The 13,091-nt window shown below is 69.1% G+C and carries 21 protein-coding genes; all 21 read right to left on the reverse strand.

From position 1 onward, the window contains the following. Positions 1–445 precede the first annotated feature (445 nt). The 21 genes from truA to rplN all read right to left on the reverse strand — a co-directional run bounded on the left by truA (position 446) and on the right by rplN (position 13,086). Positions 446–1,276, reverse strand: a complete 831-nt coding sequence (truA, locus tag EKD16_RS20385; RefSeq protein WP_131100396.1) for a tRNA pseudouridine(38-40) synthase TruA — start codon at positions 1,274–1,276, stop codon at positions 446–448. Between the two features lie 102 nt (positions 1,277–1,378). After that, a complete protein-coding gene (rplQ, locus tag EKD16_RS20390) occupies positions 1,379–1,930 on the reverse strand; it encodes a 50S ribosomal protein L17 (RefSeq protein ID WP_131100399.1) in 552 nt (183 codons plus the stop codon). Between the two features lie 97 nt (positions 1,931–2,027). Beyond that, positions 2,028–3,047, reverse strand: a complete 1,020-nt coding sequence (locus tag EKD16_RS20395) for a DNA-directed RNA polymerase subunit alpha (RefSeq protein ID WP_131100402.1) — start codon at positions 3,045–3,047, stop codon at positions 2,028–2,030. Between the two features lie 134 nt (positions 3,048–3,181). Beyond that, positions 3,182–3,586 (reverse strand): 30S ribosomal protein S11, encoded by a 405-nt coding sequence (rpsK, locus tag EKD16_RS20400; protein ID WP_131100404.1) that lies wholly within the window; start codon positions 3,584–3,586, stop codon positions 3,182–3,184. Positions 3,587–3,677: 91 nt separating this feature from the next. Continuing rightward, on the reverse strand, positions 3,678–4,058 hold the full coding sequence (rpsM, locus tag EKD16_RS20405) for a 30S ribosomal protein S13 (RefSeq protein ID WP_131100407.1): 381 nt from the start codon (positions 4,056–4,058) through the stop codon (positions 3,678–3,680). A gap of 212 nt (positions 4,059–4,270) precedes the next feature. Beyond that, a complete protein-coding gene (gene rpmJ / locus EKD16_RS20410) occupies positions 4,271–4,384 on the reverse strand; it encodes a 50S ribosomal protein L36 (RefSeq protein WP_040274893.1) in 114 nt (37 codons plus the stop codon). A 66-nt stretch (positions 4,385–4,450) separates the two neighbouring features. Beyond that, positions 4,451–4,672: a translation initiation factor IF-1 gene (gene infA / locus EKD16_RS20415; protein WP_017593374.1), complete on the reverse strand. Its 222-nt coding sequence runs from the start codon at positions 4,670–4,672 to the stop codon at positions 4,451–4,453. 272 nt (positions 4,673–4,944) lie between these two features. Next, positions 4,945–5,421 (reverse strand): DUF1707 SHOCT-like domain-containing protein, encoded by a 477-nt coding sequence (locus EKD16_RS20420; protein ID WP_131100409.1) that lies wholly within the window; start codon positions 5,419–5,421, stop codon positions 4,945–4,947. Between the two features lie 149 nt (positions 5,422–5,570). Then, the gene (map, locus tag EKD16_RS20425; RefSeq protein WP_131100413.1) at positions 5,571–6,398 is read right to left on the reverse strand and encodes a type I methionyl aminopeptidase; all 828 of its coding nucleotides are present in this window, start codon (positions 6,396–6,398) and stop codon (positions 5,571–5,573) included. Continuing rightward, entirely contained in the window at positions 6,398–7,048 is a 651-nt protein-coding gene (locus tag EKD16_RS20430; protein ID WP_131100417.1) for an adenylate kinase, read from the reverse strand. The genes map and EKD16_RS20430 overlap by 1 nt, the downstream gene beginning before the upstream one ends. Next, positions 7,048–8,361, reverse strand: a complete 1,314-nt coding sequence (secY, locus tag EKD16_RS20435) for a preprotein translocase subunit SecY (protein WP_131100420.1) — start codon at positions 8,359–8,361, stop codon at positions 7,048–7,050. Before secY ends, EKD16_RS20430 begins: the two co-directional genes overlap by 1 nt. A 321-nt stretch (positions 8,362–8,682) precedes the next feature. Next, a complete protein-coding gene (gene rplO, locus EKD16_RS20440; protein ID WP_131100423.1) occupies positions 8,683–9,147 on the reverse strand; it encodes a 50S ribosomal protein L15 in 465 nt (154 codons plus the stop codon). Beyond that, on the reverse strand, positions 9,144–9,332 hold the full coding sequence (rpmD, locus tag EKD16_RS20445; RefSeq protein ID WP_131100426.1) for a 50S ribosomal protein L30: 189 nt from the start codon (positions 9,330–9,332) through the stop codon (positions 9,144–9,146). Before rpmD ends, rplO begins: the two co-directional genes overlap by 4 nt. 1 nt (position 9,333) lies before the next feature. Further along, positions 9,334–9,936 carry a 30S ribosomal protein S5 gene (gene rpsE, locus EKD16_RS20450; RefSeq protein ID WP_131100429.1) on the reverse strand — a complete coding sequence of 201 codons (603 nt, stop codon included), beginning with the start codon at positions 9,934–9,936 and terminating at the stop codon, positions 9,334–9,336. 46 nt (positions 9,937–9,982) lie between these two features. Then, on the reverse strand, positions 9,983–10,369 hold the full coding sequence (gene rplR / locus EKD16_RS20455) for a 50S ribosomal protein L18 (protein WP_131100433.1): 387 nt from the start codon (positions 10,367–10,369) through the stop codon (positions 9,983–9,985). A 2-nt stretch (positions 10,370–10,371) separates the two neighbouring features. Then, entirely contained in the window at positions 10,372–10,911 is a 540-nt protein-coding gene (rplF, locus tag EKD16_RS20460; RefSeq protein ID WP_131100436.1) for a 50S ribosomal protein L6, read from the reverse strand. A 16-nt stretch (positions 10,912–10,927) separates the two neighbouring features. Continuing rightward, complete coding sequence (gene rpsH / locus EKD16_RS20465; protein WP_131102824.1) at positions 10,928–11,326, reverse strand: 30S ribosomal protein S8; 399 nt, start codon at positions 11,324–11,326, stop codon at positions 10,928–10,930. Between the two features lie 313 nt (positions 11,327–11,639). Continuing rightward, entirely contained in the window at positions 11,640–11,825 is a 186-nt protein-coding gene (locus EKD16_RS20470) for a type Z 30S ribosomal protein S14 (RefSeq protein WP_131100439.1), read from the reverse strand. An 8-nt stretch (positions 11,826–11,833) separates the two neighbouring features. Then, positions 11,834–12,409 carry a 50S ribosomal protein L5 gene (gene rplE, locus EKD16_RS20475; RefSeq protein ID WP_131100442.1) on the reverse strand — a complete coding sequence of 192 codons (576 nt, stop codon included), beginning with the start codon at positions 12,407–12,409 and terminating at the stop codon, positions 11,834–11,836. Beyond that, on the reverse strand, positions 12,409–12,714 hold the full coding sequence (gene rplX / locus EKD16_RS20480; protein ID WP_131100445.1) for a 50S ribosomal protein L24: 306 nt from the start codon (positions 12,712–12,714) through the stop codon (positions 12,409–12,411). The genes rplE and rplX overlap by 1 nt, the downstream gene beginning before the upstream one ends. A gap of 3 nt (positions 12,715–12,717) precedes the next feature. Beyond that, positions 12,718–13,086: a 50S ribosomal protein L14 gene (gene rplN, locus EKD16_RS20485; protein WP_131100448.1), complete on the reverse strand. Its 369-nt coding sequence runs from the start codon at positions 13,084–13,086 to the stop codon at positions 12,718–12,720. Between the last annotated feature and the right edge of the window lie 5 nt (positions 13,087–13,091).

The following is a 13,091-nucleotide window of genomic DNA, read 5'->3' on the forward strand; positions in this document are numbered from 1 at the left end:
TTTCGTCATACGGGCACGATCGCCACGCTGCCCTGCGACATAACGGGCACGCGAGCGCCTCCCGGCTCCCCGGCCTCCTCGCCGCCCCCGTCGGGTGGTCCACCGGCGAGCACCCGACCCGACGACCGCAGGCCCAGCCATCCGCCGTGCTCGCTGCCCGTCGTTCGCCGTCAGGCGACCCGCCGCCCGGCAGCAAGACCACCCCGCCACCCGGCAGACCACAAGGCCGCACAGCCACCCCGACCCGCCCCGTCGCGCGCGCCACCGGCGAGCACCCGAACCGACGACCGCAGGCCCAGCCATCCGCCACCGTCGCCGCCGCTTCTCAGCCAAGACCACCCCGCCACCCGGCAGACCGACATGGCCGCTTAGCGGACCGGGGGCGCCTCCGCCAGACGGGCCACCGGCGAGCACCCGCCCCGCCGGGCGCCCTATACAGGCAGGATCAACGGGTGCGGACCCTGCGAGTGGTGGCCGCGCGGGCGGCCATCTGCTCCGGGGGCGGGTAACGGACCTCCTCCAGCGTGAGGCCGTGCGGCGCCACCACGTGCACGCCCGAGTCGCGCACTCCGGCCGCCAGCACCGCGGCGGGCCAGTCGTCGCCGCGGCGGCTCTCACCCACCGCCAGCATCGCGCCGACCAGGGCCCGCACCATGTTGTGGCAGAAGGCGTCGGCCTGGACCGTGGCCGCGTGCAGGTGCTCGTCGTCGGTGCGCCACTCCAGGCGCTGCAGTTCGCGCACGGTGGTCGCGCCCTCGCGCCGGCGGCAGTAGGCGGCGAAGTCGTGCTCGCCCATCAGCCCGGCGGCGGCCCGGTTCATCGCCGCGACGTCGAGCGGCCGCCGGTGCCACAGCACGTCGCGGCGGCGCAGCGGATCCACGCCGCCGGGGGCGTCGCCGACCCGGTAGATGTAGCGGCGGAACAGCGGCGAGAACCGCGCGTCGAAGCCCTCCGGCGCGGTGCTGACACCGTGCACCCGTACGTCGGGCGGCAGGACGCCCGCCAGGCGGCGCAGCAGCCGCTCGGGTCCCTCGGCTCGGGCCACCTCTTCGTGCACGTCGAGGTGGGCGACCTGTCCGCGGGCGTGGACGCCCGCGTCGGTGCGTCCCGCGACTGTCAGACGCGCCTGCCGCGCCTCAAGCCGCAGAACGCGGCTCAGCGCCGCCTGCAGCTCCCCTTGAACCGTGCGTCGGCCGGGCTGCTCGGCCCAACCGGAGAAGTCCGTCCCGTCGTAGGCGATGTCCAGCCGCAGCCGGACCGGCGCACCGTCGGCCACCCCGCTCCAGCCCCCTCCCTGAAACACGCAGGTGCCCGACCCCCTCGGGGACCGGGCACCTCGCCGCCGTACCGCGGCCGACCGCGCCGACCGCGGGCGCGGCTACTTCTCGTCGGGCTTGCCCTCTGCGGACTCCGCGGACTCGGCGGACTCGGCGGAGGCCTCCGCTTCGCCCTCGGCCTGCTCGCTGCGGGCGGCCTGCTCGGCCTGGACCGGCTCTTCGGCGGTGGGCTCCTCGGCGGGAGCCGCGGCCGCCTCGGCGGTCTGCGGCCGACGGGCGGCCGGCGGGGTCGCCGGGCCGGCCTCGACCAGCTCGATCACGGCCATGGGGGCGTTGTCGCCCTTGCGGGGCCCGATCTTGGTGATGCGGGTGTAGCCGCCGGGCCGGTTCTCGTAGCGCGGGCCGATCTCGGTGAACAGCTCGTGCACCACGGCCTTGTCCGTGATCTTGGTGAGCACCTGGCGCCGGGCGTGCAGGTCGCCGCGCTTGCCCAGGGTGATGAGCTTCTCGGCGTAGGGACGCAGCCGCTTGGCCTTGGCCTGGGTGGTCTTGATCTGACCGTGCTGGAACAGCGCGGTCGCCAACTGCGCCAGCAAGTGCCGCTCATGTGTCGGACCGGCCCCCAGGCGGGGTCCCTTGGTCGGCGTGGGCATGGTCTCGTTCTCCTAGTGGTGCGGTCCCCCGCCCACCGCGGAGGCGGGCAGGGGACCAGTTACGAAGGCTTGTCAGTACCTCGGCGCGCAGAAGGGCCTAGTACTGCTCGGTCTCGACGAAGGCCTCGTCCTCGTCCTCGGAGCCGTAGGAGTCGGCCGCGGTGCTCGGGTCGAATCCGGGCGGGGAGTCCTTCAGGGACAGGCCCATGTCGATGAGCTTCTGCTTGACCTCTTCGATGGACTTCGCGCCGAAATTCCTTATATCGAGAAGGTCCTGCTCGGAGCGGGCGACGAGCTCGCCGACGCTGTGGATGCCCTCGCGCTTGAGGCAGTTGTAGGACCGGACCGTGAGGTTGAGGTCCTCGATGGGCAGGGCCAGATCGGCGGCCAGGGCGGCGTCCGTCGGCGACGGGCCCATGTCGATGCCCTCGGCGTCGACGTTGAGCTCGCGCGCCAGGCCGAACAGCTCGACCAGGGTCTTGCCCGCACTGGCGACGGCGTCGCGCGGACGGATGCTCGGCTTGGTCTCGATGTCGACGATCAGCCGGTCGAAGTCGGTGCGCTGCTCGACACGCGTGGCCTCGACCTTGTAGGTGACCCGCAGCACCGGCGAGTAGATCGAGTCGACCGGGATGCGACCGATCTCCTGGCCCTGCTGCTTGTTCTGCGTCGCCGAGACGTAGCCGCGGCCGCGCTCGACCGTCAGCTCCATCTCCAGCTTGCCCTTGCCGTTCAGGGTCGCGATGTGCAGGTCGGGGTTGTGCACCTCGACACCCGCCGGCGGAGCGATGTCGGCGGCGGTGACCACACCCGGGCCCTGCTTGCGCAGGTACATCAGCACCGGCTCGTCGTGCTCGGAACTGATGACCAGGCCCTTGAGGTTGAGGATGAGCTCGGTGACATCCTCCTTGACGCCGGGCACGGTGGTGAACTCGTGCTCGACGCCCTCGATGCGGATGCTGGTGACCGCTGCCCCCGGAATGGAGGACAGCAGAGTGCGGCGAAGCGAGTTGCCGATCGTGTAACCGAATCCCGGCTCCAGCGGTTCGACGACGAACTTGGAGCGGAACTCGCCGAGGGACTCCTCGGAGAGCGTCGGACGCTGAGCGATCAACATGGCGGATGATTCCTTTCCCCGGGCCGCCCGCTATATGACGGCCACTGGACGGCCCCGCGGTCGCGGGGCCCGATCTGCCCTGCCCGTTGCGCACCCTCGTGGGACGCGAAAGGCAGCGCGGCTGCGCGCCGCTCTTAGACCCGGCGGCGCTTGGGCGGACGGCAGCCGTTGTGCGGCACCGGCGTGACGTCCTGGATGGAGCCGACCTCCAGGCCGGTGGCCGTGAGGGAGCGGATCGCGGTCTCGCGGCCGGAGCCGGGACCCTTCACGAAGACGTCGACCTTGCGCATGCCGTGCTCCTGGGCACGGCGCGCCGCGGCCTCAGCGGCCATCTGCGCGGCGAAGGGGGTGGACTTGCGGGACCCCTTGAACCCGACCTGGCCGGAGCTCGCCCACGAGATCACCGCACCGGCGGGGTCGGTGATGCTCACGATCGTGTTGTTGAACGTGCTCTTGATGTGAGCATGTCCATGGGAAATATTCTTCTTTTCCTTGCGGCGCACCTTGCGTGCAGTGCTCTGACGGCCCTTAGGCGGCATAGCTGAAAACTCCCAAGATCATCGGTCCGTTGCGGTCTTCACGTCCGGGCGCCTGCGCGCTCCGCGGCGCCCGGGCGGCGGCAACGGCTACTTACTTCTTGCCGACCTTCTTCTTGCCGGCCACGGTCTTCTTCTTGCCCTTGCGGGTGCGCGCGTTGGTCTGCGTGCGCTGGCCGTGGACCGGCAGGCCGCGGCGGTGGCGGATGCCCTCGTAGCTGCCGATCTCCATCTTGCGGCGGATGTCGGCCTGCACCTCGCGCCGCAGGTCGCCCTCGACCTGGTAGTTGGCGTCGATCCACTCGCGCAGCTTGACGAGGTCGTCCTCGCTCAGGCTGTGGACGCGGGTCTCGGCGCTGACGCCGGTGTTCTGGACGGTCTCGACGGCGCGGGTGCGGCCGATCCCGTAGACGTAGGTAAGGGCGATCTCCACCCGCTTGTCGCGGGGGAGGTCGACGCCGGCGATGCGTGCCATATGGGCGATCTCCTCAACTGTCTCTGCGGAGGTTGTCCCCGTCCCACCCTCTCGTCGCCCATCGACGAGGCCCCGGCCTCCGACCGGGGGTTCTCCCCTCTCAGGTGAGGGGATCGGGACAGGACTGTCGGTTGGCCGCCGCGGCTGACCGCGGGGCTGGAAGCGTCGTCAGTGCACTGCGCGGAGAAACCTGCGCGAAGCCGCGGGGGCGCTCAGCCCTGGCGCTGCTTGTGGCGCGGGTCCGAGCAGATGACCATGATCGTGCCGTGGCGACGGATCACCCGGCACTTCGCGCAGATCTTCTTGACGCTCGGCTTGACCTTCATGGTGGCTCCGGACTCCTGGAACTCGTACGTCACTGCGACCGCCGGTGACCCGGCGACGGTGGCGGACTACTTGTACCGATAAACGATGCGCCCGCGCGTGAGGTCGTACGGGCTCAGCTCCACGACGACGCGGTCGTCGGGGAGGATGCGGATGTAGTGCATCCGCATCTTGCCGCTGATGTGGGCAAGCACCTTGTGCCCGTTGTCGAGCTCCACTCGGAACATAGCGTTGGGTAGGGACTCGATAACGGAGCCCTCGATTTCGATGGCGCCGTCTTTCTTAGCCATATCCTCCACCGGGACCATCCCCGCTGGAAGCGGGGAACATACGGAATGACCCGAGCACTGCGCCCGGGCACTGCTGAAGCGATAGCGAACACTGAGAAATCAGGTCGACTGCGACAGCACGGCACGGCGGCGAGCGGACGCGAGCGCTGGCGGGCAGCCCGACCCAACAGCCCGAGTGTGGGCATAGCCATTCTACCCCGCTCGCGCAGGTGCTGCCGACACAGCGGCCGCCGACGCGGCCGCCGGCACCGGAGCGCGCGAGGCCGGAGGCGCTAGCGTCCCCCGGTCTGCGGACCGCCGCGGTTGGCGGCCGCAAGTGCAAGGGTGATGAACACCATCACGATACCCCACGGGCCGAGCACCCACAGAAACCACGGGTAGCCGTCGCTGGCGCCGGTGAGGAACAGGATCAGCCAGATCGTGAAGCACAGCAGGTTGACGCCGCCCCACAGTCCCCAGGGGATGGCCAGCGCCGGATCGCGCAGGAGGCCCAAGAGACCCCCGTCGGCACCCAGCGGCGGAGGCGGCGGCTTCGGCGGCTCCGCTGCCAGTGCGGCGAGGTCGCGCTCGGGCAGGTCGGCGGTCAGCGGTTCCAACTCCCCGCGGGTCCGCGCGTTGTAGGCGTTCTCCAGACGGGTGGTGAACTCGTCGTTGTCCAGGCGGCCGTCGGCGAAGTGCTGCTGCAGGAACTTGGCCACGCGGTCGCGGTCGGCGTCCGAAGCCCGGATCGGTGGTGAGGACTCCGACATCGCCCACTCTCCTTAGGCTGCTGCACAAGCGCGGGCGCCCGCCCGCACGCCTATCGTAGGCGACCCGGCAGGGACCGCGGCCGCGCCGCGGTCGGCCGCGGCGCCGCCGACCCCGCCCGCCATCCGGCGCGGAACCGGGCTGCAGGCGGCTATTGGAAGCCGGGGTCGGGGAACCCGAGCCGGGCGATCCGCTCCCGGTTCTCCTCGCGGGCGGTGAGCACCAGCGGCCCCTCGGCCGTGATGGCCACCGAGTGTTCGAAGTGCGCGGAGCGCTCGGCGTCGCGGGTGACGACCGTCCAGCCGTCCTCCAGCTGCACGACGTGGCGCGTGCCGGCGTTGGCCATCGGCTCGATCGCCAGGCACATGCCTTCGACGAGCTCCTGGCCCTTGCCGCGCTTGCCGTAGTTGAGCACGTGCGGGTCCATGTGCATCTCGGTGCCGATGCCGTGGCCGCCGTACTCCTGGACGTTGCCGAAGCGCCCGGCGGAGCGCATGGATCCGTCGATCGCGGCCCCGATGTCGCCCAGGTGGTTGCCGGGCCGCAGCTCGGCGATCCCCCGCCACATGGACTCCTCGCAGACCTCCATGAGCCGCAGGTCCTGGGCACGCGGCGTGCCGACGGGCATCGTGACGGCGGAGTCGCCGTGCCAGCCGTCCAGCACGGCCCCGCAGTCGATGGAGATGATGTCGCCCTCGGCCAGCACCTTGTCGGCGCGCGGGATACCGTGCACGACCTCGTCGTTCACCGACGCGCAGATGGAGCCGGTGAACCCGTAGTAGCCCTTGAACGAGGGCACCGCACCCGCGTCGCGGATGCGGGCCTCGGCGATCGCGTCGAGATCCAGGGTGCTCATTCCGGGCTCGACGGCGGCGCGCAGCGCATCCAGCGTGCGCGCCACCACCTTGCCCGCTTCGCGCATCCTGGAGATCTCGGCCGGCGTCTTGATCTGCACCGCCGGCTCGTTCTTGCGGAACATCACGCGCCGCTTCGCAGCGCGGCCTTGGCCCGCTCGGTGACCTCGTCGACGCTTCCGGTGGCCTCGATGGCCACCAGGATGCCCTCGCCCTCGTAGAACGAGACGAGCGGCTCGGTCTGCTCGCGGTAGACGTCCAGCCGGTGACGGACGACCTCCTCGCGGTCGTCCTCGCGCTGGAACAGCTCTCCGCCGCAGGTGTCGCACACGCCCTCGGCCGCGGGCGGCTCGAAGTCCACGTGGTGGACGGCGTTGCAGTTGCGGCACTGGCGGCGGCCGGAGAGGCGCTTGACGACCTCCTCCTGGTCGACCCTGAGTTCGAGCACGGCGTCGAGCCGCCCGCCCAGGTCGTCCAGGATCTTGTTCAGCGCCTCCGCCTGGGCGACGTTGCGCGGGAAACCGTCGAGCAGGAAGCCGTCCTTGGCGTCCTCCTGCCCGAGCCGGTCGCGCACCATGGCGTTGGTGACCTCGTCGGGGACCAGGTCACCCCGATCCATGTAGGCCTTCGCCTGCTTTCCCAGCTCGGTGCCACCGCTGACGTTGGCACGGAAGATGTCGCCGGTGGACACCTTCGGAATCGACATTTCGGACGCCAAGATCTGGGCCTGGGTGCCTTTTCCGGCTCCCGGGGGTCCCACCAATACGGCACGCACTATCGCAAGAAACCTTCGTAGTTCCGCTGCTGGAGGTGACTCTCGATCTGCTTCACCGTGTCCAGCCCGACACCGACCATGATCAGGATGCTCGTACCGCCGAACGGGAAGTTCTGGCCCGCGCCGGAGGCCCCCAGCGCGATCATCGGCAGCAGAGCGATCAGCCCGAGGTAAAGCGAACCGGGAGTCGTCAGCCGGGTCAGCACGAAGTCGAGGTACTCGGCGGTCGGACGCCCAGGCCGGATACCCGGGATGAACCCACCGTACTTCTTCATGTTGTCGGCGACTTCAGCGGGGTTGAAGGTGATGGCCACGTAGAAGAACGCGAAGCCCACGATCAGCACGAAGAACGTGGCCATGTAGAGCGGGCTGGTGCCCGTGATGAAGTAGCTGTTGATGAAGTCGGCGACCGGGTTGTCGGCGTCCTGGCCCATCAGACCCACGGCCAACTGGGGCAGGTACAGCAGCGACGAGGCGAAGATGACCGGGATAATACCCGCCTGGTTCACCTTCAGCGGGATGTAGGTGGAGCTGCCGCCGTACATCCGCCGGCCGACCATCCGCTTGGCGTACTGCACCGGGATGCGGCGCTGCGCCTGCTCGATGAAGACGACACCCGTGATGAGCACCAGACCGGCGACGCAGATGAGGCCGAAGACCCAGGCCTCCTGCTCCTGGAACATGGTGGTCATCGCCGAGGGGAAGCCCGCGATGACCGTGGTGAAGATCAGCAGCGACATGCCGTTGCCGACCCCGCGCTCGGTGATCAGCTCGCCGAACCACATGATGATGCCGGTGCCCGCGGTCATCGTGACCACGATCGTCACCAGGGTCAGCGGGTCCTGGTTGGGCATGTAGCTGCTCACCGGGATCTGGCCCTGGAACAGCTGCCCGGTGCGGGCCATCGCGACGATGCTGGAAGACTGCAGGACCGCCAGCAGCAGGGTCAGATACCGCGTGTACTGGGTGATCTTGCCCTGCCCGGACTGGCCCTCCTTCTTGAGGGCCTCCAATCGCGGAACCACCACCGTGAGCAGGTTGATGATGATGCTCGCGGTGATGTAGGGCATGATGCCCAGCGCGAACACGGCGAGCTGGAACAGTGCGCCGCCGCTGAACAGGTTCAGCAGGGTGAAGACTCCGGTGGAGTCCTGCGCCTGGACCGCCTCCAACTGCTCGCGGATGGCCGCCGAGTTGATGCCCGGCGCCGGGATCACCGCTCCCAGCCGGAAGATGGTCAGGATGAACAGCGTGAACAGCAGCTTGTTGCGCAGGTCAGGCGTGCGGAACGCACGGATGAACGCACCTAGCACGTCTCCTCCTGCGAGGTTTCGGCGGCGGAACCGGTTCCAGACATCGCGGCCGATCCTGAATCGTCGTAGAGCGTCGGCCCCGGGAATGGTCCCGGGACCCTGAGGTCATCGGTCAAGCAGTATCGCACTGTAACAGCCAATCGCGGGGGGATAGGGGCCGCCGAGGTCACACGGTGTCACGCCCTGTGCCCGGGTGGTGGCACGCGGACAGTGCCCCCGAACTTACCGCACCCCGCGGCACAACGCGCAGGGGCGCCCGCCGGTTCCCGTCCCCCTGGGACCGGTCGGCGGGCGCCCCTTGGCGCGATGCGAGGGTCATTCCTACCGCTCGGTGACGCTGCCACCGGCCGCGGTGATCTTGTCCCGGGCCGAGGCGGAGAACGCATCCGCGGTGACCCGCACGGCCACCGAGATCTCGCCTTCGCCCAGCACCTTGACGAGCTGGTTCTTGCGAACCGCGCCCTTGGCGACCAGGTCCTCGACGGTGACCTCGCCGCCCTCGGGGTACAGCTCGCCCAGCTTGTCCAGGTTCACGACCTGGTAGGTCGTCTTGAACCGGGCGTTGCTGAAGCCCCTCAGCTTGGGCACCCGCTTGATCAGCGGCATCTGCCCGCCCTCGAACCCGGCCGGGACCGTGGAGCGGGCCTTGGTGCCCTTGGTGCCGCGACCCGCGGTCTTGCCCTTGGACGCCTCGCCGCGACCCTTGCGGATCTTGGACTTGTTGGAGCCCGGCGCCGGCCGCAGGTGGTGCAGCTTGAGCGGCTCGTCGGGCGTGTAGTCGCTCATGCGTCGACCTCCTCGACATTCACGAGGTGCGCGACGATGTCGATCTGCCCGCGGATGGCGCGATTGTCCTCACGCACCACAGTCGAGCCGATCTTACGCAGCCCGAGCGAACGCAGGCCGTCGCGCTGCTTCCGATTTCCGCCGATCTTCGAGCGGACCTGGGTGATCTTCAGCTTGCCGGCCATGTCAGCTACCCGCCTTCGCCTCAGCACGGGCACGCAGCATGGCGGCCGGAGCGACGTCCTCCAGCGGGAGGCCGCGCCGGGCGGCGATCTCCTCCGGCTGGTTCAGGCCCTTGAGCGCGGCGACGGTGGCGTGCACGATGTTCAGCGGATTCGACGAGCCCAGCGACTTGCTCAGCACGTCGTGGATCCCGGCGCACTCCAGCACCGCGCGGACCGGACCACCGGCGATGACACCGGTACCGGGCGCGGCCGGACGCAGGAGCACGACGCCGGCGGCGTCCTCACCCTGGACCCGGTGCGTGATCGTGCCCTGGACGCGCGGGACGCGGAAGAAGTTCTTCTTCGCCGTCTCCACGCCCTTGGCGATGGCCGACGGGACCTCTTTGGCCTTCCCGTAGCCGACGCCCACCATCCCGTTGCCGTCGCCCACGACGACCAGAGCGGTGAAGCTGAAGCGCCGACCGCCCTTGACCACCTTGGCGACCCGGTTGATGGTCACGACTTTCTCGATATAGGAGACACCCTTGTCTGCGGCGCCGCCGCGGCGATCGTCACGGCGGTCTCGCCGCTCGCCACCGGCGCCGCGCCGCGGAGCTGCAGCCATCAGTGGTTCCTCTTCCCGTTGGTGAAAATGCTTGCGACCGGGTTCATCAGAACTCCAGTCCGCCGGACCGCGCGCCGTCGGCCAGCGCGGCGACGCGGCCGTGATAGCGGTACCCGCCGCGGTCGAAGACGGCCGCGGAGATACCCGCCGCCGTGGCGCGCTCCGCCAGCAGCTCGCCGACCTTGCGCGATTTCTCCGTCTTGGTGCCCTCGGCACCGCGCATGCCGTGGTCGACCGTGGAGGCCGCCACCATGGTGTGGTGCCGGGTGTCGTCCACCAACTGCGCGACGATGTGCTTGGAGGAACGGAACACGACCAGGCGGGGACGCTCCGGCGTGCCGGAGATCTTCTTGCGGACCCGCAGGTGGCGACGCGCACGGGAGGTCGCGCGCTTGGACGTTCCCTTGCGGGTCAGCGTCGTGGACTTGGCCATGACTACTTACCAGCCTTTCCGGCCTTGCGGCGGATGCGCTCGCCCTGGTAGCGCACGCCCTTCGCCTTGTAGGGGTCGGGCCTGCGCAAGTTGCGGATGTTCGCGGCCACCTGACCCACGAGCTGCTTGTCGATGCCGTCGACGTGCAGCACGGTGGGCTTCTCGACGCGGAAGCTGATGCCCTCCGGCGGCTCGATCACGACCGGGTGGCTGTAGCCCAGGGAGAACTCCAGGTTCTCCCCGCGGGCCTGGACGCGGTAGCCCACGCCGTGGATCTCCAGGGTCTTGGTGTAGCCGTTGGAGACGCCCTCGACGAGGTTCTGCACAAGCGCACGCGTGAGACCGTGCAGCGAACGGTTGTCCGGGTGGTCGTCGGGGCGGTCCACGCTGAGCTGACCGTCCTCGTCCCAGTCGATCGTGATCGGGTCGACCACGGTGTGGTTCAGTTCGCCCTTCGGCCCCTTGACTTTGACGTCCTGCCCGTCGATGGCGACCTCGACGCCTTTGGGAACCGATATCGGCCGTCGACCAATACGCGACATGTCGAAATCCCTCCCTCTACCAGACGTAGGCGAGGACTTCGCCGCCCACGCCACGCTTCTTGGCCTGCTTGTCCGTCATCAGGCCGCCGGACGTCGAAATGATGGCGACACCGAGGCCGCCCAGCACGCGCGGAAGGTTGTCCTTCTTCGCGTAGACCCGCAGCCCGGGCTTGGAGACCCGGCGCACGCCGGCGATGGAGCGCTCACGGGTCGGCCCGTACTTGAGCTCGACCACCAGGCTCTTGCCCACGGAGGCGTCCTCGCTGCTCCAGCTCTGCACGAAGCCCTCCTGCTGGAGGATCTCGGCGATGTGCGCCTTGATCTTGGAATACGGCATGACCACGGTGTCGTGGTAGGCCGAATTCGCGTTACGCAGACGTGTCAGCATGTCTGCGATCGGGTCGGTCATCGTCATGGCCGATAGGCCCTTCCTCACCGCGGTTTCCCCAAGGACAGGGCCGTCCCTTTGCGGACCTGTTCCCGCACCTGGCGCGCGGGCTCCTCTAGGACCTACGGCGTGGTCATGGGCACCGTGCCGAGCAAACGGCACCGTGCCCTGTCGGTTTGTCTTGTACGCGTTCCACGGCCCTCGGGGCGCTTGCCCGGGGCCGCGGTTCCTACTTCTCCGCTCCGCGGCCGGCTGCCGCGACAGGGCGGCCGCGCCGGTACCCGGGGCCGGGCGCGCCGCCTGGCGGCGCCGGACCCCGGGCACTGGCGCGTGAGGACTACTACCAGCTCGCCTTGGCGATGCCGGGGAGCTCGCCGCGGTGGGCCATCTCGCGGAAGCAGATGCGGCACAGGCCGAACTTCCGGAAGACGGCGCGCGCGCGACCGCACCGCGAGCACCGAGTATATGCGCGAACGCCGAACTTCTGCTTGCGGTTCGCCTTGGCGATCAGTGCCTTCTTAGCCATGGTCTCCCCTAGGACTCCTTGAAGGGGAAGCCGAGCTGCCGAAGCAGGCTGCGCCCCTCCGCGTCGGTGGTCGCCGAGGTGACGACCGTGATGTCCATGCCGCGCTGGCGGTCGACCTTGTCGGGGTCGATCTCGTGGAACATGACCTGCTCGGTCAGCCCGAAGGTGTAGTTCCCCCGCCCGTCGAACTGCTTGGGCGAGAGCCCGCGGAAGTCGCGGATGCGGGGCAGCGCCAGCGAGAGCAGCCGGTCGAGGAACTCCCACATGCGGTCGCCGCGCAGCGTGACGCTGGCGCCGATGGGCATGCCCTCGCGCAGCTTGAACTGCGCGATGGATTTGTTCGCACGATTGACGCGCGGCTTCTGGCCGGTGATCGCCGAGAGGTCGTTGACCGCGCCCTGGATCAGCTTGGCGTCGCGCGCGGCGTCGCCGACACCCATGTTCACCGCGATCTTGGTCAGACCGGGGATCTGCATGATGTTGCCGATCCCGAACTCCTCGCGCAGGGACGGCATGATCTCCGAGCGGTACTTCTCCTTCAGCCGCGGCATCGCCGGGGCGGAGGTGCCGGTGTCGACCGTCATCAGATGTCCTTCCCGGTACGGCGGGAGACCCGGACCTTGGTTCCGTCTTCCTCGAAGCGGTAACCGACGCGGATGGGCTTGCCGTCCTCCACGATCGACACGTTGCTCACGTGGATCGGCGCCTCCTTGGTCACGACCTCGCCCTGCTGGCCGCTCGCCGGATTCGCCCGCTTGTGCTTCTTGATGAGGTTGACGCCCTCGACGACGACACGGTCCTCCCGCGGAAGGGCCTTGATGACCTTCCCGGTGGCACCCTTGTCCTTGCCGGCGATGACGACGACCTCGTCGTCCTTCTTGATCTTCATCGCCTAGAGCACCTCCGGCGCTAGCGAGATGATGCGCATGTACCTCTTGTCCCGCAGCTCACGCCCGACCGGGCCGAAGATACGGGTGCCGCGCGGGTCCCCACCGTCCTTGATGAGCACGGCGGCGTTCTCATCGAAGCGGATGTAGGAGCCGTCGGGCCGGCGGCGCTCCTTGGAGGTGCGCACGATAACGGCCTTGACGACATCGCCCTTTCTCACGCCCGCGGCGGGGAGGGCGTCCTTGACCGTCGCCACAACTGTGTCGCCGATGCCCGCGTAGCGCCGACCCGAGCCGCCGAGGACACGGATGGTCAAGATCTCCTTGGCCCCCGTGTTATCGGCGACCTTGAGTCGCGACTCCTGCTGAATCACGTCTG

It is taken from the genome of Streptomonospora litoralis, from assembly GCF_004323735.1.
GTDB classification, from domain to species: domain Bacteria; phylum Actinomycetota; class Actinomycetes; order Streptosporangiales; family Streptosporangiaceae; genus Streptomonospora; species Streptomonospora litoralis.

What these genes read in the sequence shown, in the direction of transcription:
- rplQ (WP_131100399.1), bottom strand. Translation starts at nt 1,930, where the DNA reads ATGCCCACGCCGACCAAGGGACCCCGCCTGGGGGCCGGTCCGACACAT.
- EKD16_RS20395 (WP_131100402.1), bottom strand. Translation starts at nt 3,047, where the DNA reads ATGTTGATCGCTCAGCGTCCGACGCTCTCCGAGGAGTCCCTCGGCGAG.
- rpsK (WP_131100404.1), bottom strand. Translation starts at nt 3,586, where the DNA reads ATGCCGCCTAAGGGCCGTCAGAGCACTGCACGCAAGGTGCGCCGCAAG.
- rpsM (WP_131100407.1), bottom strand. Translation starts at nt 4,058, where the DNA reads ATGGCACGCATCGCCGGCGTCGACCTCCCCCGCGACAAGCGGGTGGAG.
- rpmJ (WP_040274893.1), bottom strand. Translation starts at nt 4,384, where the DNA reads ATGAAGGTCAAGCCGAGCGTCAAGAAGATCTGCGCGAAGTGCCGGGTG.
- infA (WP_017593374.1), bottom strand. Translation starts at nt 4,672, where the DNA reads ATGGCTAAGAAAGACGGCGCCATCGAAATCGAGGGCTCCGTTATCGAG.
- EKD16_RS20420 (WP_131100409.1), bottom strand. Translation starts at nt 5,421, where the DNA reads ATGTCGGAGTCCTCACCACCGATCCGGGCTTCGGACGCCGACCGCGAC.
- map (WP_131100413.1), bottom strand. Translation starts at nt 6,398, where the DNA reads ATGTTCCGCAAGAACGAGCCGGCGGTGCAGATCAAGACGCCGGCCGAG.
- rplO (WP_131100423.1), bottom strand. Translation starts at nt 9,147, where the DNA reads ATGAGCGACTACACGCCCGACGAGCCGCTCAAGCTGCACCACCTGCGG.
- rpmD (WP_131100426.1), bottom strand. Translation starts at nt 9,332, where the DNA reads ATGGCCGGCAAGCTGAAGATCACCCAGGTCCGCTCGAAGATCGGCGGA.
- rpsE (WP_131100429.1), bottom strand. Translation starts at nt 9,936, where the DNA reads ATGGCTGCAGCTCCGCGGCGCGGCGCCGGTGGCGAGCGGCGAGACCGC.
- rplR (WP_131100433.1), bottom strand. Translation starts at nt 10,369, where the DNA reads ATGGCCAAGTCCACGACGCTGACCCGCAAGGGAACGTCCAAGCGCGCG.
- rplF (WP_131100436.1), bottom strand. Translation starts at nt 10,911, where the DNA reads ATGTCGCGTATTGGTCGACGGCCGATATCGGTTCCCAAAGGCGTCGAG.
- rpsH (WP_131102824.1), bottom strand. Translation starts at nt 11,326, where the DNA reads ATGACGATGACCGACCCGATCGCAGACATGCTGACACGTCTGCGTAAC.
- EKD16_RS20470 (WP_131100439.1), bottom strand. Translation starts at nt 11,825, where the DNA reads ATGGCTAAGAAGGCACTGATCGCCAAGGCGAACCGCAAGCAGAAGTTC.
- rplE (WP_131100442.1), bottom strand. Translation starts at nt 12,409, where the DNA reads ATGACGGTCGACACCGGCACCTCCGCCCCGGCGATGCCGCGGCTGAAG.
- rplX (WP_131100445.1), bottom strand. Translation starts at nt 12,714, where the DNA reads ATGAAGATCAAGAAGGACGACGAGGTCGTCGTCATCGCCGGCAAGGAC.